The sequence below is a fragment of the Streptomyces sp. C1-1 genome, assembly GCF_050214755.1.
Classification (GTDB): Bacteria; Actinomycetota; Actinomycetes; order Streptomycetales; family Streptomycetaceae; genus Streptomyces.
Genome location: NZ_CP189826.1, coordinates 2,851,681 through 2,870,768 on the forward strand (window position 1 = coordinate 2,851,681; position 19,088 = coordinate 2,870,768).

The following is a 19,088-nucleotide window of genomic DNA, read 5'->3' on the forward strand; positions in this document are numbered from 1 at the left end:
CGCCCCCGTAGCGTGTTCGCATGAGCATGAACGGTGCGAGGGAACGACTGGTGGTGATCGGCGGCGACGCCGCGGGGATGTCCGCGGCATCGCAGGCACGCCGGCTGCGGGGCCCGGACGAGTTGGAGATCGTGGCGTTCGAACGCGGCCACTTCACCTCGTACTCGGCGTGCGGCATCCCGTACTGGGTGGGCGGCGACGTCTCCGACCGGGAGCAGCTGATCGCGCGCGGCCCGCAGGAGCACCGGGAGCGGGGCATCGATCTGCGGATGCGCACCGAGGTGACGGAGATCGACGTGGCGCGCGGCCGGGTGCGCGCGCGTGACGTCGATTCCGGCGCCGAGTCCTGGACGTCGTACGACAAGCTGGTGATCGCGACCGGGGCCCGTCCCGTCCGCCCGGACATGCCGGGCGCCGACGCCCCCGGTGTGCACGGGGTGCAGACCCTGGACGACGGCCAGGCGCTCCTCGACTCGCTCGCACGCACGCGTGGCCGGCGCGCGGTCGTGGTGGGAGCGGGGTACATCGGCGTGGAGATGGCCGAGGCGCTCATCAACCGTGACTACGAGGTGACGGTCGTCAACCGCGGCAGCGAACCGATGTCCACGCTCGACCCGGACATGGGCCGTCTGGTGCACGAGGCCATGGAGGGTCTCGGCATCACCATGGTCAACGACACCGAGGTCTCCAAGGTCCTCACCGGCGACGACGGGCGCGTCCGCGCGGTGGTCACACAGGACGCCGAGTACCCGGCGGACGTGGTGGTGCTGGGCATCGGGGTCCGTCCCGAGACGTCCCTCGCGGCGGCCGCCGGTCTCCCGCTGGGTGCCCACCGGGGCCTGCTCACCGACCTGGCCATGCGGGTCCGCGGCCACGAGAACATCTGGTCGGGCGGCGACTGCGTGGAGGTCCTGGACCTGGTCTCCGGCCAGGAGCGGCACATCGCGCTGGGCACGCACGCCAACAAGCACGGCCAGGTCATCGGCACCAACGTGGGCGGCGGCTACGCGACCTTCCCGGGGGTGGTCGGCACCGCGGTCAGCAAGGTCTGCGACCTGGAGATCGCCCGTACGGGTCTGCGCGAGAAGGACGCGCGCAGGGTGGGCCTGCGGTTCGAGACGGTGACCATCGAGTCCACGAGCCGGGCGGGCTACTACCCCGGTGCCTCCCCCATGACGGTGAAGATGCTCGCCGAGCGCCGCACGGGCCGTCTTCTGGGGGTGCAGATCGTCGGCCGGGAGGGCGCGGCCAAGAGGGTCGACATCGCCGCCGTCGCCCTCACGGCCGGCATGACGGTGGAACAGATGACGGCCCTGGACCTGGGCTACGCTCCTCCGTTCTCGCCGGTCTGGGACCCGGTGCTGGTGGCGGCCCGCAAAGCTTCGAAGGCGGTCCTGCAGGGCCTTTAGGGGCGCGGGGCTGTGCCGATCTGCGGCTCGCCGCGGGGCGCGACAAGCCACGACGAACCCGCCCCCGTCAGCCGCACCCGCACCCCTACGGCGAACCGCTACGCGCTGCCGTTGATCCGCTCGATCGCCTGCCGCGCCTGCTCCGCCGGGGGCCGCGGCGGCAGCGAGGACACCGACGCCGTGGAGGTGACGGCGGGCGGCTGCTCGCCCGCCGGCTTCGCGTGCGCGGCACTGCGCACGGTGCGCAGCCGGTGGCTCACCGCCTCGTCCAGGGTCACCGGCCGCTGCATCTGGGAAGCCAGCCGCCCGGCCTCCTGACCCAGCCGGGCCACGTCCTCCCACGGCAGCCTCACCACCAGGGAGAGCTCGGCCTCGCCGTCGGGGAGCGCCTGCATCGCAGGAGTAACTCGGTCGTTCATCGCCTGTTCCTCACGTCGTCCCCGCGACCCGCCTTCCCCGTGCCGCGGACGGTTGACGAGTCATACGCACGCGCGCGTGCCGGTGTTCATCGATTCGCCGAGCCCATCGGGGGCACTAATTCCTTGTGGTCATCCCCGTTCATGACGTGAACCCGGTGCGCCGCACCCCTTGGGTGACGTACGCGCTGATTGCCGCGAACGTCTTCGTGTTCCTGTCCACGCCCGGCATCGCCGGTTCCGTGGCGGGCGGCAGCGACCTGTCGCAGACGTGCCATCTGCACGCGTTCCTGGAGCACTACGCGGCGGTGCCGCGGGAGTTGATCCATCATCAGATGCCGCGGCTGGTCCCGACGGGTGGCATCGGCACAAGCGCGAGCGGTCATGTCGGCTGCGTGGTGGCCCCCGCGGGCTACGACAAGTCGCCGGCGCTGTCGGTGTTCACGGCGATGTTCCTGCACGGGAGCTGGTTGCACCTGCTGGGCAACATGCTGTTCCTGCTGATCTTCGGCAACAACGTCGAGGACCGCATGGGCCACATCCGCTTCACGCTGTTCTACCTCGTCTGCGGCTACGCGGCGGGCTACGGCTTCGCCCTCCTCAACGCCGACTCGGCCGACCCCCTGATCGGCGCCTCGGGAGCCATCGCGGGCGTGCTGGGCGCCTATCTGGTGCTGTATCCGAAGGCCCGGGTGTGGGTGCTGGTGCCGTTCCTGATCTTCCTGCCGCTGAGACTGCCGGCCTGGCTGGTGCTCGGCTTCTGGTTCGTGCTGCAGGCGTTCTACTCGGCGGGCGAGGGCGTCTCCGCCGCGGGCACGGTGGCGTACGCGGCGCACGTGGTGGGCTTCCTCGTCGGCATGGTGCTCGCCCTGCCCCTCAAGCCGGGCACTCCCCCGCCGCCGGAGCCGCGCGGCCTGCTGTTCGGCAGGCGCGCCCAGCCCCGGCACACCTGGTGAGTCAGCGCGCGGTCTGCGTGTGGACGTACTCCACGAGCCGGGTCAGCGCGTCCGGGTCGGTGGACGGCATGACGCCGTGGCCGAGGTTGAAGACGTGGCCCTCCAGGCCGGCCGCCGCGTCCAGCACCTCGCGCGTCTTGGCCTCGACGGCCTCGGGGGTGGTGAACAGGATCGTCGGGTCCAGGTTGCCCTGCAGCGCCTTGCCGGGGCCGACCCGGCGGGCGGCCTCGTCCAGCGGGACGCGCCAGTCGACGCCGACGACGTCCGCGCCGGCCTCGCCCATGAGGTTCAGCAGCTCGCCGGTGCCGACGCCGAAGTGGATGCGGGGGACGCCGTAGCCGGAGACGGCGTCGAAGACCTTCGCGGAGGCGGGCATCACCGAGCGCCGGTAGTCGGCGGGGGCGAGGGAGCCGACCCAGGAGTCGAACAGCTGGACCGCGGAGGCGCCGGCCTCGATCTGCACCTTGAGGAAGGCGGCCGTGATGTCGGCGAGGCGGTCGAGCAGGTCGGCCCACAGCTCGGGGTCGCCGTACATCATCGCCTTGGCGTTCTCGTACGTGCGCGACGGGCCGCCCTCGATGAGGTAGCTCGCGAGGGTGAAGGGGGCGCCGGCGAAACCGATCAGCGGGGTGGCGCCGAGCTCGCGGGTGAGCAGGCCGATGGCCTCGGTGACGTAGGAGACGTCTTCCGGGGTGAGGTCGCGCAGCTGGGCGAGGTCGGCGCGGGTGCGGATCGGGCGGTCGACGACCGGGCCGACGCCCGGCTTGATCTCGAGGTCGATGCCGATGGCCTTGAGCGGGACGACGATGTCGCTGTAGTAGATCGCCGCGTCCACGTTGTGGCGGCGCACCGGCTGCAGGGTGATCTCGGTGACCAGTTCGGGGCGCATGCAGGACTCGAGCATCGGGATGCCCTCACGGACCTTGCGGTACTCGGGCAGCGAGCGCCCGGCCTGCCGCATGAACCACACCGGGGTGTGCGGCACGGGTTCGCGCCGGCAGGCCCGGAGGAAGGCGGAGTCGTACGTCGCGGAGGTCTGCGGGGTGTTGTTGGCGCTCACGGGGCAAGTCTGACATGACGTCCGGGGAACTCCCGCCCGGGTGTCTTGCCCTGCGCCGAGCCGCGGTTCCCCTAATCTTCCCGCATGGCTGCGGCTCAAGGACGACTGTCGGACGGCGCTGACGGAATGGACGAGACCAAGGAGGGGGACGGGGATGGCATCGGTGCGGCTCCGCCGGCCTTTCAGGCCGCGGTGCAGGCCCTGCGCGGCAGTCGGCTGAGGCCGCAGATCGAGGTCGAGGCGACCCGCGCGCCGAAGCGGCTGGCGCCCTTCGCCCACGCGCTGGAGGCGACCGTCGTCGACGGTGAGCAGGACCTGGCCGACGGCCGGCTGGTGCTGCTGCACGACCCGGCCGGGCACGACGCCTGGCGGGGCACATTCCGGCTGGTGACGCTGGTGCGGGCGGAGCTGGAGCCGGAGATGGCCGCGGACCCGCTGCTGCCGGAGGTGTGCTGGTCCTGGCTGACCGGCGCGCTGGCCGCGCGCGGGCTGTCGTACGGCGAACCCAGCGGGACCGTCACCCGCGCGAGTTCGCACTACTTCGGCGGGCTCGCGGAGCGCCCGGCCGCCTCGCAGATCGAGATCCGTGCCTCCTGGACGCCCCGCGAGGGCCTTGGCGGCGTCCCCGACACCGCGGCGCACCTGGCGTCCTGGTGCGATCTGCTGGCCCAGGTGGCGGGCCTGCCGCCGGCCGGGCCGGGCGACGCGTCGGTGGTGACGCTGCCGCAGCGGCGCGGGCCCCAGCAGTCCCGCTGATTCGCACGTTCGAGTTTGCGGTGGCCGTTTGACCGTCACTTTGTCGATACGGCCACATTCAGTCAGGAATGAATCCTCGAACGAACCGATTCGTTCACCGAACGATCGACCACCTGTCCGAATTGAACTGATTGTTTCTCACTAAATCGTGATCTTTCTCTAAAGAACTCCAGGTTTGGTGCCGAAGACGGTTGTGACCTTGGAAAGCCGTCCCGCCCCCCAGGAGGCCTGGTGTCCGTTCTCCTCGAGCAGCCCGCAAGCCTGGTCGCCTACCGCCCGAACAAGCCGACCGCCATGGTGGTCGTGGCCGACCCGCGCGTCCGCTCCACCGTCACCCGCCACCTGTGGGCGCTCGGTGTGCGCGATGTCATCGAGGCCTCGTCCATCGCGGAGGCTCGTCCCCGCATCGGCAACCCCCGCGACATCTGCGTCGCCGACGTCCACCTGCCCGACGGCTCGGGCCTCACCATCCTCTCGGAGACCCGCGCGGCGGGCTGGCCCAACGGCCTGGCCCTGTCCGCCGCCGACGACATCGGCGCCGTGCGCAACGCCCTCGCGGGCGGCGTGAAGGGCTACGTCGTCACCGGCACCCGCACCAACGTCGGGCTCCCCACCCGGCCCGGTGCCGCCCCCATCGGATCCGCCGCCGCCCGTATGCACCGCCGCCCCCCGGGTGCCCCGAGCCACCCGGGCGGCTACCGCGAGCTCTCCGGCCGCGAGGTCGAGGTGCTGAGGCTGGTCGCGGAGGGCCAGTCGAACAAGGCGATCGGCGTCTCCATGGGCCTGTCCGCGCTGACCGTCAAGAGCCACCTCGCCCGCATCGCCCGCAAGCTCGGCACCGGAGACCGCGCCGGAATGGTCGCCGTGGCCCTGCGGACCGGCATCATCCACTGAGGCCGACACCCGGCGAAGTTCACGCACGTGAACCAGAGCTGTCACCTGGCTGACTGGTTTGCGACCCCACGGCGCCTGTCGGCGGAACGTTCCGTCGGCAGGCGCCGTCCATACACCGATACCCTTGACAGGTGACCGACGCCCAAGACACCGCAGCAGACGTTTCACTGCGAACCACCGGAGGCGCCCCTCCGGACGACGGCGGATCTTCTGCAGCGGAGGCGCCGATCCCCCTGCTGGAGCCGCGCGAGGGCATTCCGCCCGTCGTCGCCGACGCGGACGCGCTCGCCGAGGTGATCGCCGCGTTCGCGGCCGGCACCGGGCCCGTCGCCGTCGACGCCGAGCGGGCCTCCGGCTACCGCTACGGCCAGCGCGCCTATCTGGTGCAGCTGCGCCGGGAGGGCGCGGGCACCGCGCTGATCGACCCCGTGGCCTGTCCCGATCTGTCCGGTCTCGGTGAGGCGCTGTCGGGCGTCGAGTGGGTGCTGCACGCCGCCACACAGGACCTGCCCTGTCTGCGCGAAATAGGCATGATGCCGACGCGGCTGTTCGACACCGAGCTCGCGGGCCGGCTGGCCGGTTTCCCCCGGGTCGGCCTCGGCGCGATGGTCGAGGGCGTCCTGGGCTTCGTACTGGAGAAGGGGCATTCCGCCGTCGACTGGTCGACCCGGCCGCTGCCCGAGCCGTGGCTCAGGTACGCGGCACTGGACGTGGAGCTGCTGGTCGATCTGCGGGACGCCCTGGAGAAGGAGCTGGACCGGCAGGGGAAGCTGGAGTGGGCCCGGCAGGAGTTCGCGGCGATCGCGGCCGCGCCGCCGGCCGAGCCGCGCAAGGACCCCTGGCGCCGGACGTCCGGGATGCACAAGGTGCGCCGGCGCCGGCAGCTCGCCGTCGTGCGGGAGATGTGGCAGACCCGCGACCGGATCGCCCAGCGGCGCGACATCTCGCCGGGCAAGGTGCTCAGCGACGCGGCCATCGTGGAGGCTGCACTGGCCCTGCCGGCCCATGTGCAGGCGCTCACGGCGTTGAACGGCTTCGGCAACCGCATGGGGCGGCGGCAGCTGGAGCAGTGGCAGGCGGCTGTGGACCGGGCGAAGGCGCTGAGCGAGTCCCAGCTGCCCGCGCCCGGGCAGCCGGTGACCGGGCCGCCGCCCCCGCGGGCCTGGGCCGACAAGGACCCGGCGGCGGCCGCGCGGCTGTCGGCGGCCCGGGCCGGGGTGTCGGCGCTGGCCGAGCGGCTGAACATGCCCCAGGAGAACCTGATCTCGCCGGACACCGTGCGGCGGGTCTGCTGGGAGCCGCCGAAGGCGGTGGACGCCGAGTCGGTCGGGGCCGCGCTGGCCGGGCACGGGGCGCGGGCCTGGCAGGTCGAGCAGGTCACGCCGGTGCTCGTGGCCGCGCTGTCCGCCGGCGCTCCGGCCTCCTGATCCGTCCTCACCTGGTCGCTCCGCGTGTGAAGCCGTTGTAGATGTACCGCTGCAGGCACAGGAAGACGACCAGGGTGGGGAGGATGACCAGGATCGCCCCGGCCGAGATCGTCTCCCAGTGGGCGCCGAACGGGCCCTTGAAGCGGAACAGGGACGTCGAGATCACGCCAAGATCCTGGTTCGGCATGTACAGGAAGGGGATGTAGAAGTCGTTGTAGACGGCGATCCCCTTCACGATCACCACGGTCGCGATCGCCGGCTTGAGCAGCGGGAAGATGATCCGCCAGTAGATCGTGAACGCGTTCGCGCCGTCCAGGCGGGCCGACTCGTCGAGGCTGACGGGGATCGAGCGGACGAACTGCAGGAAGATGTAGATCGAGACGATGTCCGTGCCCATGTAGAGGGCGATCGGGGCCCAGCGGGTGTCGAACATGCCGAAACCGGTGACGATCCGGAAGGTCGCCACCTGGGTGGTGACCCCGGGGACCAGGGCGGCGATCAGGAACAGGGCCACCACCGGCTTCTTGAGGCGGAAGGTGAACCGGTCGATCGCGTAGGCCGTCATCGAGCCGATGAGCACCGTGCCGCCGACGGAGACGACCAGGATGAAGGCCGTGTTGCCGAAGGCGGAGAGCATACGGCCGTCCTGGAACGCGGTGACGTAGTTGTGGAAGTTGAGCAGGTCGTGGGGCAGGCTGAGCGCCCCCGTGTCGTTCGACGTCTCCTGTTCGGTCTTCAGGGAGGTCAGGAGGACGACGATCAGCGGCAGCAGGACGACCACGCTCGCCGCGATCAGGGACAGGTAGACGAGGGTGCGGGCCACCGCTCGGCGTGTCATACGAGATCCACCCTGTCGTCGGGGACGAGGCGCCGCTGGATCCAGGTCACCAGGAGGATGATCAGCAGCAGGACGACGGCGGCCGCGGAGGCCAGGCCCGTCTTGTTGAACTGGAAGGCCAGCTTCACCGTCTGGATCACGAAGGTCTCGGTGCCGGTCGCGCCGCCGGTCATGATGTACGGGATCTCGAAGACCGACAGCGACCCGGAGACGGACAGGATCACGCTGAGGCTGAGCACGGGCCTGATGCCGGGCGCGATGATGTGCCGGAACTGGCGCCAGCGGTTGGCGCCGTCCAGTTCGGCGGCCTCGTACAGCTCCCCCGGGATGGACTGGATCGCGCCCAGGAACAGGACGAAGTTCAGGCCCGTGTAGCGCCAGACGGAGACCCCGGCCAGGGAGACGTTCGCCGAGACCGGGGTGCCCAGCCACGCGTGGTCGGAGTGGAAGCCGAAGAGCGCGAGGACCGAGTCGAGGGTGCCGCCGTCCTGGAAGAAGTAGAGGAAGACGAAGCCGATCGCCACCCCGTTGATCAGGTACGGGAAGAACAGCACGCCCTTGAAGAGGTTCCGGAAGCGGACGTCGAAGCTGAGGATCGTGGCGAAGTAGAGCGCGACGGCGATCTGGACCACGGAGGCGGCCAGGTAGTAGCCGCTGACCCAGAAGACCTCGAACAGGTCGGGGCGGGTGAACAGTTCGGTGTAGTTGCCGATGCCCGTGTAGTGCAGTTCGGGGCTGAGGCCGTCCCAGTCGGTGAAGCTGTACGCCAGCATGTTGACGATCGGCGCGTAGGTGAACGTGATCAGGAAGGCGAGGGGGACGAGGAGGAACAGCCAGGGGGTCAGGCCCCGCCACACGCGCGCGCCACGCGGGGCGGGGGCCGGCAGCGGCGCTGCGGGCGGCGGTTGCGCGGGGGTCCGCTCGGGCGCCTTGGGGGTGGTGTCCGTCATCTCAGGACCCCACGGTCTTCTGGGCCTCGGTCCACTTCCCGCTCAGGCCGGCGAGGAAGGAGTCCAGGCTGCCCTTCCTGGCGCCGCGCGCGAGGTCGACCAGGTCCTGGCGGTAGTCGGGCTTGTTGATGCCGACCTCGGACTGGTCGTCGATGGCCTTCACCCGGGCGCCGTCGGTGTCGTCGAGCTCGATGAGCTTCACGCCCTGCTCCGCGTAGGGCTTCAGCACGTCGGGAAGGGGGCCGTTCTTCAGCGGCGAGATCGCCAGGTTGTCCTTGTCGTAGCCGGACTTGTCGGTGAACCAGTCGATCCAGGCGCGGGCCGCCTCCTTGTGCTTCGAGTGCACGTTGACGGCCTGGTTGTAGTCGGGGCCGACGACCGCGCAGAACGTGCCGTTCACCTGGGCGGGGAACGGCATGAAGCCGATGTCGTCCGGGTTCACCCCGGCCTTCCTCGCCGCGTCCTGGAACTGGACGATCGCCCAGGTGCCGAGCCACTGGGTGGCGATCCTGCCCTTGGCCAACTGCGGCTTGGACAGCTCCCAGTTGGTGGTCGTCGGGTCCTTCTCGGCCAGGCCCTGGTGCACGATGTCGTACAGCAGGGTGTCGCCGACGCGCAGGTCGCTGCCCTTCGCCCAGGGGTCGCCGTCGGCCAGCTTCGAGGTGGCCCCGGTGTCGCAGCCGACCGAGCCGTTGACGAAGGTCCACGACGTCAGCGGCCACTGGGCGGCGAAGTTGGTGTAGTACGGGACCGCGTCCGTCCTGGACTTGATCGCCTTGAGGTCGCTCAGGAACTGGCCCGGCGTGGTGGGCCACTTGGTGACGCCGGCCGCGCGCCAGACCTTCTTGTTGTAGACGAAGCCGGGGGTCACGCCGATCGGGCTCTGGCCGTAGACCTTGCCGTCCACCGTGGTGAAGTCCGTGAAGCGGTACTTGTTGCCGCGCTCCGCCCGGGTGCCGAGGGAGGCGAAGAACCTGGGGTAGTCGCTCTTCTTCACCACGCCCGGGATCATCAGGACGTCCCCGTAGTTCTCCGTGTTCATGCGGATCTTGACGTCGGCCTCGTAGTTGGTGAGGGCCTCGAACTCGACCTTGACCTTGGGGTACGTCTTGTTGAACGCGGCGGCGTACTTCTTCATCGTGCCGTCCTGCACGAGGTCGGTCCGCTGGGTGAGGACCTTGATGGTTCCGCCGACCTTGGAGGGGTCGTCGGGCGCCTTGGCGTCCGCGCCCTTGGAGGCGGCTCCGGTGCCGGTGCAGGCCGTGAGGACGAGAGCGGCTCCGGCCGCGATGGCCAGGACTGTACGGCGGGACATGTGCATCAGCTCCGTTCATGGTTCACGTTCATGGGACGGACGAGCACGAGCGGGTTGGCTGGTTCGGTACTCTGACAACGTTTTCTTAACCGGTAAAGTCTGTATTTCGCCAAGGCTGTCGAAAGCTTTTCGCTGACTGGACTGAAACGGTTTAGGGAGTGTGCATGCTGGAGGCGACACCGCTCACCGAGGGATGGGTCCTGCGGCACGAAGGGGAGGAACTTCCGGCAGCGGTGCCGGGCTGTGTGCACACCGATCTGCTGGCGGCCGGGGTGATCCCGGACCCCTTTCTCGGTGCGAACGAGACCGAGGTCGCGTGGGTCGCGCGGCGGGAGTGGACGTACGAGACCGAGTTGCCGGCCGGGGCGGGGGGCCACGAGCAGACCGACCTGGTCTTCGACGGGCTCGACACGGTCGCCGAGGTGACGGTCGACGGCCGGGTGCTGGGCCGGACACGGAACATGCACCGCTCCCACCGCTTCGACGTCACCGGCCTGGAGGGGCGGCTGTCGGTACGGTTCGTCTCCGCCTACGCCGAGGCCGAGGCGGTGCGGGGGCGGGTGGGCGAGCGGCCGGCCGCCTATGCGGAGCCGTACCAGTACGTGCGCAAGATGGCCTGCTCGTTCGGCTGGGACTGGGGGCCCACGCTGGTGACGGCCGGGATCTGGCGGCCGGTGCGGCTGGAGTCCTGGTCCACCGCCCGGATCGCCCGGGTGCGGCCCCTGGTGATGGTCGAGGACGGCCTCGGCGTGGTGGAGCTGCGCATCGAGGTCGAGCGCAGCCGGGTGGAGGCGCCGCTCGCCGTGGCGGCGACGGTCGGCGGGGTCCGGGCGCGCGGCGAGATCGAGGGGTCGGCCGGGGTCGTCCGGCTGCGGGTGCCGGACGCGCGACTGTGGTGGCCGCGCGGATACGGTGAACAGCCGCTGTACGAGGTGGAGTTGACGCTCCTGCACGAGGGGGACGCGCTGGACGTGTGGCGTCGCCGGGTCGGTTTCCGGACGGTGCGGCTCGACTCCTCCGCCGATGCGCACGGCACCGGCTTCACCCTGGTCGTCAACGGCGAGCGGCTCTTCGCGCGCGGCGTGAACTGGATCCCGGACGACGTCTTCCCCTCGCGTGTGACGCGGGAACGCTATCGGGAGCGGCTCGGGCAGGCCGCGCGCGCCGGGGTGGACCTGGTGCGCGTCTGGGGCGGTGGGATCTACGAGAGCGGGGACTTCTACGACGCCTGCGACGAACTGGGGCTGCTGGTCTGGCAGGACTTCCCGTTCGCCTGCGCCGCCTACCCGGAGGAGCAGCCGCTGCGGGGCGAGGTGGAGGCCGAGGCGCGGGAGAACGTCGTACGGCTGATGCCGCATCCGTCGCTGGTGCTGTGGAACGGCAACAACGAGAACCTGTGGGGCTTCAGGGACTGGGGGTGGGAGGCCCGGCTCGCCGGGGACTCCTGGGGCGAGGGGTACTACCTGGGCGTACTGCCGCGTGTGGTGGCCGAGTTGGATCCGACGCGGCCCTATACCCCGGGCAGTCCCTGGTCCGGGTCGTGGGAGCGGCATCCCAACGATCCGGCGCACGGCACGCACCACTCCTGGGAGGTGTGGAACCGGGCGGGCTACGGGGAGTACCGGCGTGAAGTGCCGCGGTTCGTGGCCGAGTTCGGCTGGCAGGCGCCGCCCGCGTACGCCACGCTGCGGCGGGCGCTGCCGGGCGAGGCACTCGCCCCGGACTCCCCCGGCATGCTGCACCACCAGAAGGCCGACGACGGCAACGGCAAGCTGGAGCGGGGGCTGGCCGGGCATTTCGCCGTGCCGAAGGGGGACTTCGACCGCTGGCACTATCTGACGCAGGTGAACCAGGCGCGCGCGGTGGCCGCCGGGATCGAGCACTGGCGGTCGCACTGGCCGGCCTGCGCGGGCACCATCGTGTGGCAGCTCAACGACTGCTGGCCGGTGACGAGTTGGGCCGCGATCGACGGGGACGGACGGGAGAAGCCGCTCTACCACGAGTTGCGGCGGCTGTACGCGGACCGGCTGCTGACCCTGCAGTCCCGGGAGCGGGGACTGGTGCTGGCGGCCGTCAACCAGTCCGGGCGGGCGTGGACGGGGACCGTGACGCTGCGGCGGATGTCCGTCCAGGGCGCGGTGGTCGCCGAGGCGGGCGTGGAGTTCCGCGCGGAGCGGCGCGCCGTCGCCTCGGTGGAGGTGCCGCGGGAGCTGGAGCCGGCCGGCCCCGAGGAGTTCCTGGTGGCCGACGCGGACGGGCTGCGGGCGATGTGGTTCTCCGTGCCGGACCGCGAAGTGCCGTACCCGAAGCCGGAGTTCGACGTGACGGTGGCTCCGGGCGCGGTGACGGTGACGGCCCGCACTCTCGTACGGGATCTGCTGCTGCAGGCCGACCGGCTGCGGCCCGAGGCACGCGCCGACCGGGGGCTGGTCACGCTGCTGCCCGGGGAGCGGGTGACCATCGGGGTCAGCGGCTGGGAGAATCCCGACCCGGACGCCGCCCGCGCCGCCCTGTACTGCCTGGAGCCGACCGCATGACGACCTCCCGCGTCACCATCAAGGACGTCGCCGCGCGCGCCGGTGTGTCCAAGGGAGCGGTGTCGCTCGCCTTCAACCACAAGCCGGGCCTGTCGGAGGCGACCCGGGACCGGATCTTCGAGGCGGCCCGGGAGCTCGGGTGGGCGCCGAACCCGACCGCGCGGACGCTGGCGGGATCCCGGGTGGACGTCGTGGGGCTGGCGATCTGCCGGCCCGCGCGACTGCTCGGTCTGGAGCCCTTCTACATGGAGTTCGTCTCCGGGGTGGAGAGCGTGCTGACCGAGCGGTCCTGCTCGCTGCTGCTGCGGCTCGTGCGGAACGTGGAGGAGGAGGTCGGGCTGCTGGAGTCGTGGTGGCGGGGGCGGCAGGTCGGCGGCTCGATCCTGGTCGACTTCCGGCTCGACGACCCCCGCGTGGCCTCGGCGGAGCGGCTGGGGATGCCGGTGGTGGCGGTCGGGCATCCGTCGCTCACCGGGGCGCTGACATCGGTGTGGACCGACGACGCGACCGCCGTGACGGAGGCGGTGCGGTATCTCGCGGCGCTCGGGCACCGGCGGATCGCGCGGGTGGGGGGTGCGGCGGCGCTCGGGCACACGGCGACCCGGACGGCCGCGTTCGACGGGGCGGCACGGGCCCTGGAACTCGCGGGGGCCTGGCAGGTCACCACCGACTACTCCGGGGAGGCGGGGGCGCGGGCCACCCGTTCGCTGCTGACCGCGGCCGCTCCGGACCGGCCCACGGCGATCGTCTACGACAACGACATCATGGCCGTGGCCGGGCTGTCGGTGGCCGCGGAGATGGGGCTGCGCGTGCCGGCGGACGTCTCGCTGCTGGCCTGGGACGACTCCCAGCTGTGCCGGCTCACCCATCCGACGCTCTCCGCCATGAGCCATGACGTGCACGGATTCGGGGCGGACGTGGCGCATACGCTGTTCGGCGTGATCACCGGCAAGGGGTCCGGGTCGCATCCGGTGCCCACTCCCGTCCTCACTCCCCGGGGTTCGACCGCTCCTCCGCGGGTGTGACCTTCGCCGCTGTGGCCGTCAGGGGTGTGCAGTTACGTTACCCGCAAGTAGCATGGATCTGAGCGCGCGCTCAGCGCGGCCGCAGCAGTGCAGATCCCGCACCCTGGAGGAGAGCCATCGTGCCTCGTACCGTCAGGGACGTCGTCTTCGTAGACGGCGTCCGTACCCCGTTCGGCAAGGCGGGCCCGAAGGGCATCTACCACGAGACCCGTGCCGACGACCTCGTCGTGAAGGCGATCCGGGAGCTGCTGCGCCGCAACCCCGGTCTCGACCCGAAGAAGATCGACGAGGTGGCGATCGCCGCGACCACGCAGATCGGCGACCAGGGTCTGACCATCGGCCGCACGGCGGGCATCCTCGCCGGTCTGCCGCAGTCGGTGCCCGGTTACTCCATCGACCGCATGTGCGCCGGTGCCCTGACCGCCGTCACCACGGTCGCCGGTTCCGTCGCCTTCGGCGCCTACGACATCGCCATCGCGGGCGGTGTCGAGCACATGGGCCGTCACCCCATGGGCGAGGGCGTGGACCCGAACCCGCGGTTCGTGAGCGAGAAGCTGGTCGACGAGTCCGCCCTGTTCATGGGCATGACCGCGGAGAACCTGCACGACCGCTACCCGCACATCACCAAGCAGCGCGCCGACGAGTACGCCGTGCGCTCCCAGGAGAAGGCCGCCAAGGCGTACGCCAACGGCAAGATCCAGGCCGACCTGGTGCCGATCTCCGTGCGCCGCACCAACCCGGAGGCCGGCGAGACCGGCTGGGGTCTGGTCACCGCCGACGAGCCGATGCGCCCGGGCACGACCCTGGAGAACCTCTCCGGTCTGAAGACGCCGTTCCGTGTGCACGGCCGGGTCACCGCGGGCAACGCGGCCGGTCTGAACGACGGAGCCACCGCCTCGCTGATCGCCTCCGAGGACTTCGCCCGCGAGAACGACCTGCCGGTGAAGATGCGCCTCGTCGCGTACTCCTTCGCGGGTGTCGAGCCGGAGGTCATGGGCTACGGCCCGATCCCGGCCACCGAGAAGGCCCTCGCCCAGGCGGGTCTGTCGATCTCCGACATCGGCCTGTTCGAGATCAACGAGGCCTTCGCCGTCCAGGTCCTGGCCTTCCTCGACCACTACGGCATCGCCGACGACGACGAGCGCGTCAACCAGTACGGCGGCGCGATCGCCTTCGGTCACCCGCTGGCCTCCTCGGGTGTGCGCCTGATGACGCAGCTGGCCCGTCAGTTCGAGGAGCAGCCCGAGGTCCGTTACGGCCTGACCACCATGTGCGTCGGCTTCGGCATGGGCGCGACCGTCATCTGGGAGAACCCGAACCACAAGGACGCCGGAGGCAGCAAGTGAGCACCACTGAGCTCTTGAAGGGTGCGGCCGAGCTGTTCCCGGACGAGGTCGTCACCCAGGCGCACGTACGCCACCTGGACCTGCCGTTCAACGCGGGGCGCTTCGCGCTGATCACGCTGGACAACGGCTTCGACCACACCAAGCCGACCACCTTCGGCCCGGCCTCGCTGGCGAACCTCGACACCGCCATCGACCAGGTCGAGAAGGAGGCCGCGGCCGGCGAGATCGTCGGTGTCGGCATCACCGGCAAGCCGTTCATCTTCGCGGTCGGCGCGGACCTGAAGGGCGTCGAGCTCCTCAAGGAGCACAAGGACGCGCTGGCCATCGGCAAGGGCGGCCACGAGGTCTTCAAGCGCCTCGCGGGCATCGCGGTGCCGACCTTCGCGTACTACAACGGCGCCGCGATGGGCGGTGGCGTCGAGGTCGGTCTGCACTGCACCTACCGCACGGTGTCCGCGGCCCTGCCCGCCTTCTCGCTCCCCGAGGTCTTCCTCGGCCTGGTCCCCGGCTGGGGCGGCTGCACCCTGCTGCCGAACCTGATCGGCGCCGACAAGGCCGTCTCGGTGATCATCGAGAACTCGCTCAACCAGAACAAGCAGCTCAAGGGCGTCCAGGTCTACGAACTGGGCATCGCCGACGCGCTGTTCGAGGGCGCGGACTTCCTGGAGCAGTCCCTGCTGTGGACGGCGTCCGTCCTCAAGGGCGAGATCGTCGTCGAGCGCCCGGTCATCGACCGCGGTGAGGCCTGGGACCAGGCCGTCGCCAAGGGCCGCTTCATCGCGGACTCCAAGGTGCACGGCGCCGCCCCGGCCGCCTACCGCGCCCTGGACATCATCGCCGCCGCCAAGAACGGCGACCTCCAGCAGGGCTACGACGCCGAGGACCAGGCGCTCGCCGACCTGATCATGGGCGGCGAACTGCGCTCCGGGATCTACGCGTTCAACCTGGTGCAGAAGCGCGGCAAGCGTCCCGCCGGCGCCCCGGACAAGAACCTGGCCCGCCCGGTCACCAAGGTGGGCGTGGTCGGCGCGGGCCTGATGGCCTCGCAGCTGGCCCTGCTCTTCCTGCGCCGCCTGGAGGTGCCGGTCGTGCTGACCGACATCGACCAGGAGCGCGTCGACAAGGGTGTGGGCTACGTCCACGCCGAGATCGACAAGCTGCTCGGCAAGGGCCGTATCAACCAGGACAAGGCCAACCGCCTCAAGGCCCTGGTCACCGGTGTGCTCGACAAGGCCGAGGGCTTCGCGGACGCGGACTTCATCATCGAGGCCGTCTTCGAGGAGATCGGCGTCAAGCAGCAGGTGTTCGCGGAGGTCGAGGCGGTCGCCCCGGCGCACGCGATCCTCGCCACCAACACCTCCTCGCTGTCGGTGACGGAGATGGCGTCGAAGCTGAAGAACCCCGAGCGGGTCGTCGGCTTCCACTTCTTCAACCCGGTCGCGATCCTGCCGCTGCTGGAGATCGTCCGCGGCGAGCGGACCGACGACGCCTCGCTCGCGACGGCGTTCGCCGTGGCCAAGAAGCTGAAGAAGACCGCGGTCCTGGTCAAGGACGCCCCGGCGTTCGTCGTGAACCGCATCCTCACCCGCTTCATGGGCGAGATCCAGAACGTCATCGACGAGGGCACCCCGGTCGCCGTGGCGGAGAAGGCGGTGGAGCCCCTGGGCCTGCCCATGTCTCCGCTCGTCCTCCTGGAACTCGTCGGTCCCGCGATCGGCCTGCACGTCTCGGAGACCCTCAACCGGGCCTTCCCGGACCGCTTCACGGTCTCCCCGAACCTCGCGGCCGTCGTCAAGGCGGGCAAGCGCGGCTTCTACGTCTACGACTCCGGCAAGCCGGAGCTGGACCCCGAGGTCGCCGCACTGCTCGAGCAGGGCGACTCCGTCCTGACCGAGGAGCAGGTCCGCGCGCGCGTCCTGGACGCCGTCGCCCAGGAGATCGGGCTCATGCTCGACGAGGGCGTCGTCGCCGAGGCCCAGGACATCGACCTCTGCCTGATCACGGGCGCCGGCTGGCCCTTCCACCTGGGCGGCATCACGCCGTACCTGGACCGCGAGGGTGTCTCCGAGCGCGTGAACGGCAAGAGGTTCCTGGCTCCGGGCGTGGCGTCGGTTCCGGCGTAACACCCGAGGGCGATCGAAGAGGGCCTCCGCCGCCGGGCGGAGGCCCTCTTGCCGTGGGTTCTCCTACGACAGCCAGGGCCCCAGCGGGCTGCCCGCGGCCGGGGCCAGCTGGCGGCGGACGTGGAGTCGGCCGTCCGTGCCGAGGACCGTGACGACCACGGCGCCCGTCGCGTCGTAGGCCATCGCCGGGGCGCTCGCGAACATCTCGCCGGACTCGTGCCAGTGGGTGCCGGAGACGTCCTTGTCCCGGTCGGGCATCGAGGTGACGAGACGGCCCCGGCTGCCCCGGTGGGCGAGGAACGCCTCGCGGGCGCCGCGCTCCGGTGCCCACAGGGCGGCCACGGCTCCGGTGCCGCCGTGACCCCCGAGGCCCGCGCCGGATCCGGGCCAACGGCCGTCGGCGTGCTGACGGTAGGCCATCACCTGCTGGGTGCCGGCCTCGCGGAAGTACAGGCAGGTGCGGCCGCCGCCGGAGTCGACGGCCGTGATGCCGCCGGTGGCGGGGCGGCCGGTCCGCAGGGTGTCGTCGAGGACGAAGGGGTCGCCGGGTTCGCTCTGGTGCCAGCGCCAGACCGAGTTCTTGCCGGGCACGTACAGCTCGACGGTCCCGCGCTCGGTGACCAGGGCGCAGCCCGCGTCCTGGACGAACCTGCCGCCGAGGTTCTCCCAGGGCAGCCAGGTGCCGTCGGCCTCACGACGGCGGCAGGCGACGCCCTGGTCGAAGTCGCGGACGAAGACGTACAGCCGCCCGCCCGCGTCCACCGCGGCCGAGGGGACGCCCAGCTCCCGCTGGCGGCGGCCGTCGCCGTGCGCCCAGTCGGGGTTCTCCAGGGTCTGCCAGCCGCTGAAGCCGTTGCCGCCCGGGTCCTGCGCCGTGTGCACGACGTCCACGGTGACCCCGCCGCCGACGACGTTCTGGCGGCGCAGGCCGACCAGTTCGGCCGGACCGCCGGCTAGGCCGGTCACCGCGAGCGTCGGCGCGATCCAGCCGTCGCCGAGGACGTAGGGGCCCTTCCACTCGCCGCTCGCCGGCCCGGTCTCGGTCCAGAAGGCCAGCCGTCCGGCCAGTACCCCGAAGGCGTTGAGCCGCCCGCCCGGGCCGAGCCGCAGCCAGTTCGTGGCCGGCGAGTAGCGGTAGGCGGCGCTCATCATGTGGGTGCTGCGGTATGGGTTGGGCCCGAGCTGGCGGTCTCCGCAGGTCTGGCAGGTGCCGTGCGGACAGACCGTCGGCGCGTCGACACCGCCGTACGTCGCCAGGTACTCGCCCTTCTCGCCGACCGCGGCCGAGTCGAGGTTGAAGCCCCAGAAACGGTTGGCGTAGCCGCGGTAGTGCTCCACCACCGGGCTGTGACCGGCCTCCCGGTGCCGGGCGAGGGCGGCGAGCGCGAACTGCGTGACGGTCGTGTGGTCGACGTGGTCGGAGCAGACGAACTCCTCGCGTCCGCCGTCGTGTTCGGGGTCGGGGTCCATGGTGCGCACCAGCGTGGGACGGACATGACCGAGGAGCGCGGTCAGTGCCTCGATCACCTGCTCGCGGGTGATGTGCTGGACCTCGCCGACGGTGCAGCCGTGCACCGGCAGCGTGGCCTGGGTGCGCAGCGCGCCCTCCCACAGGTGGTGCAGCCGGGTGCGGGTGCCGCGCTCGGTGGGGGCGCCCATGTGCAGCTGCAGGAAGTACAGGCACACGTCGTCGTGGCCGACGAGGGTGAACCGTTCCGCCGCGAACCCGGCGACCAGGTCGACCGGTTCGCGCCGCCAGGGGCGGTCGCGGTCGCCGGTGGCCATCCGGGCGTACGCGGAGCGCAGGCCGCAGCCGCGTTCGGTGCTGTAGCGCGCGAAGTCGGGTGCGACGGCGGCGCGTTGTGGCTCGTTGGTGTCGACGTTGATGCCGTCGGCCTCGCCCGCGGTGACGACCACCGTGGTGATCCGGTCGCCGTCCTGGAGGGAGCGCACCAGGTCGGGGTTCATGAAGTACAGGTCGTCGTCCTGGTGGGCGACGATGTGCAGGATGGAGCGGGTGGATCCGGTCATCGGCC

15 protein-coding genes are annotated in these 19,088 nt (G+C 71.1%); 9 read left to right on the forward strand and 6 right to left on the reverse strand.

The features are described 5' to 3' along the window. The first annotated feature begins 20 nt into the window (after positions 1–20). Complete coding sequence (locus tag ACQF4J_RS12975) at positions 21–1,409, forward strand: FAD-dependent oxidoreductase (protein ID WP_351563045.1); 1,389 nt, start codon at positions 21–23, stop codon at positions 1,407–1,409. Positions 1,410–1,507: 98 nt separating this feature from the next. Here the strand turns inward: ACQF4J_RS12975 and ACQF4J_RS12980 are convergent, their stop codons facing one another. Further along, a complete protein-coding gene (locus ACQF4J_RS12980) occupies positions 1,508–1,828 on the reverse strand; it encodes a hypothetical protein (RefSeq protein WP_142143345.1) in 321 nt (106 codons plus the stop codon). A gap of 125 nt (positions 1,829–1,953) precedes the next feature. Between ACQF4J_RS12980 and ACQF4J_RS12985 the strand changes: the two genes are divergently transcribed. Beyond that, positions 1,954–2,781, forward strand: coding sequence for a rhomboid family intramembrane serine protease (locus ACQF4J_RS12985; RefSeq protein ID WP_351563043.1), 828 nt, complete (start codon positions 1,954–1,956; stop codon positions 2,779–2,781). A 1-nt stretch (position 2,782) separates the two neighbouring features. On the opposite strand, the gene hemE is transcribed toward ACQF4J_RS12985, so the two are convergent. After that, a complete protein-coding gene (gene hemE, locus ACQF4J_RS12990) occupies positions 2,783–3,841 on the reverse strand; it encodes a uroporphyrinogen decarboxylase (protein WP_351563041.1) in 1,059 nt (352 codons plus the stop codon). 84 nt (positions 3,842–3,925) lie between these two features. On the opposite strand from hemE, the gene ACQF4J_RS12995 reads away from it, so the two are divergent. The 3 genes from ACQF4J_RS12995 (at position 3,926) to ACQF4J_RS13005 (ending at position 6,918) form a co-directional block, all read left to right on the forward strand. Continuing rightward, positions 3,926–4,597 (forward strand): DUF3000 domain-containing protein, encoded by a 672-nt coding sequence (locus ACQF4J_RS12995; protein ID WP_351563039.1) that lies wholly within the window; start codon positions 3,926–3,928, stop codon positions 4,595–4,597. A gap of 231 nt (positions 4,598–4,828) precedes the next feature. Beyond that, positions 4,829–5,491 carry a response regulator transcription factor gene (locus ACQF4J_RS13000; RefSeq protein WP_030939825.1) on the forward strand — a complete coding sequence of 221 codons (663 nt, stop codon included), beginning with the start codon at positions 4,829–4,831 and terminating at the stop codon, positions 5,489–5,491. 131 nt (positions 5,492–5,622) lie between these two features. Then, positions 5,623–6,918 (forward strand): ribonuclease D, encoded by a 1,296-nt coding sequence (locus ACQF4J_RS13005; protein WP_351563036.1) that lies wholly within the window; start codon positions 5,623–5,625, stop codon positions 6,916–6,918. Positions 6,919–6,925: 7 nt separating this feature from the next. Here the strand turns inward: ACQF4J_RS13005 and ACQF4J_RS13010 are convergent, their stop codons facing one another. Genes ACQF4J_RS13010 through ACQF4J_RS13020 form a run of 3 tightly spaced genes read right to left on the reverse strand, consistent with a single transcriptional unit; the run spans position 6,926 to position 10,021 of the window. Next, positions 6,926–7,756: a carbohydrate ABC transporter permease gene (locus ACQF4J_RS13010; protein WP_351563034.1), complete on the reverse strand. Its 831-nt coding sequence runs from the start codon at positions 7,754–7,756 to the stop codon at positions 6,926–6,928. Beyond that, positions 7,753–8,706, reverse strand: a complete 954-nt coding sequence (locus ACQF4J_RS13015; protein WP_351563032.1) for a carbohydrate ABC transporter permease — start codon at positions 8,704–8,706, stop codon at positions 7,753–7,755. The genes ACQF4J_RS13010 and ACQF4J_RS13015 overlap by 4 nt, the downstream gene beginning before the upstream one ends. Before the next feature lies 1 nt (position 8,707). Then, positions 8,708–10,021 carry an extracellular solute-binding protein gene (locus ACQF4J_RS13020; RefSeq protein ID WP_427165668.1) on the reverse strand — a complete coding sequence of 438 codons (1,314 nt, stop codon included), beginning with the start codon at positions 10,019–10,021 and terminating at the stop codon, positions 8,708–8,710. A gap of 164 nt (positions 10,022–10,185) precedes the next feature. Between ACQF4J_RS13020 and ACQF4J_RS13025 the strand changes: the two genes are divergently transcribed. The 4 genes from ACQF4J_RS13025 to ACQF4J_RS13040 all read left to right on the forward strand — a co-directional run bounded on the left by ACQF4J_RS13025 (position 10,186) and on the right by ACQF4J_RS13040 (position 17,052). Further along, a complete protein-coding gene (locus ACQF4J_RS13025) occupies positions 10,186–12,558 on the forward strand; it encodes a glycoside hydrolase family 2 protein (protein ID WP_427165669.1) in 2,373 nt (790 codons plus the stop codon). Further along, on the forward strand, positions 12,555–13,583 hold the full coding sequence (locus tag ACQF4J_RS13030; protein WP_351563027.1) for a LacI family DNA-binding transcriptional regulator: 1,029 nt from the start codon (positions 12,555–12,557) through the stop codon (positions 13,581–13,583). Before ACQF4J_RS13025 ends, ACQF4J_RS13030 begins: the two co-directional genes overlap by 4 nt. A 119-nt stretch (positions 13,584–13,702) precedes the next feature. Continuing rightward, the gene (locus tag ACQF4J_RS13035; RefSeq protein ID WP_427165670.1) at positions 13,703–14,929 is read left to right on the forward strand and encodes a thiolase family protein; all 1,227 of its coding nucleotides are present in this window, start codon (positions 13,703–13,705) and stop codon (positions 14,927–14,929) included. Then, positions 14,926–17,052: a 3-hydroxyacyl-CoA dehydrogenase NAD-binding domain-containing protein gene (locus ACQF4J_RS13040; protein ID WP_351563023.1), complete on the forward strand. Its 2,127-nt coding sequence runs from the start codon at positions 14,926–14,928 to the stop codon at positions 17,050–17,052. The genes ACQF4J_RS13035 and ACQF4J_RS13040 overlap by 4 nt, the downstream gene beginning before the upstream one ends. Before the next feature lie 63 nt (positions 17,053–17,115). Here ACQF4J_RS13040 and ACQF4J_RS13045 read toward each other — a convergent pair whose 3' ends face one another. Further along, positions 17,116–19,083 (reverse strand): hypothetical protein, encoded by a 1,968-nt coding sequence (locus tag ACQF4J_RS13045; protein ID WP_427165671.1) that lies wholly within the window; start codon positions 19,081–19,083, stop codon positions 17,116–17,118. Positions 19,084–19,088: the final 5 nt, after the last annotated feature.

What these genes read in the sequence shown, in the direction of transcription:
- ACQF4J_RS13030 (WP_351563027.1), top strand. Translation starts at nt 12,555, where the DNA reads ATGACGACCTCCCGCGTCACCATCAAGGACGTCGCCGCGCGCGCCGGT.
- ACQF4J_RS12995 (WP_351563039.1), top strand. Translation starts at nt 3,926, where the DNA reads ATGGCTGCGGCTCAAGGACGACTGTCGGACGGCGCTGACGGAATGGAC.
- ACQF4J_RS13045 (WP_427165671.1), bottom strand. Translation starts at nt 19,083, where the DNA reads ATGACCGGATCCACCCGCTCCATCCTGCACATCGTCGCCCACCAGGAC.
- ACQF4J_RS13010 (WP_351563034.1), bottom strand. Translation starts at nt 7,756, where the DNA reads ATGACACGCCGAGCGGTGGCCCGCACCCTCGTCTACCTGTCCCTGATC.
- ACQF4J_RS12980 (WP_142143345.1), bottom strand. Translation starts at nt 1,828, where the DNA reads ATGAACGACCGAGTTACTCCTGCGATGCAGGCGCTCCCCGACGGCGAG.
- ACQF4J_RS13025 (WP_427165669.1), top strand. Translation starts at nt 10,186, where the DNA reads ATGCTGGAGGCGACACCGCTCACCGAGGGATGGGTCCTGCGGCACGAA.
- ACQF4J_RS13020 (WP_427165668.1), bottom strand. Translation starts at nt 10,021, where the DNA reads ATGTCCCGCCGTACAGTCCTGGCCATCGCGGCCGGAGCCGCTCTCGTC.
- ACQF4J_RS12975 (WP_351563045.1), top strand. Translation starts at nt 21, where the DNA reads ATGAGCATGAACGGTGCGAGGGAACGACTGGTGGTGATCGGCGGCGAC.
- ACQF4J_RS13015 (WP_351563032.1), bottom strand. Translation starts at nt 8,706, where the DNA reads ATGACGGACACCACCCCCAAGGCGCCCGAGCGGACCCCCGCGCAACCG.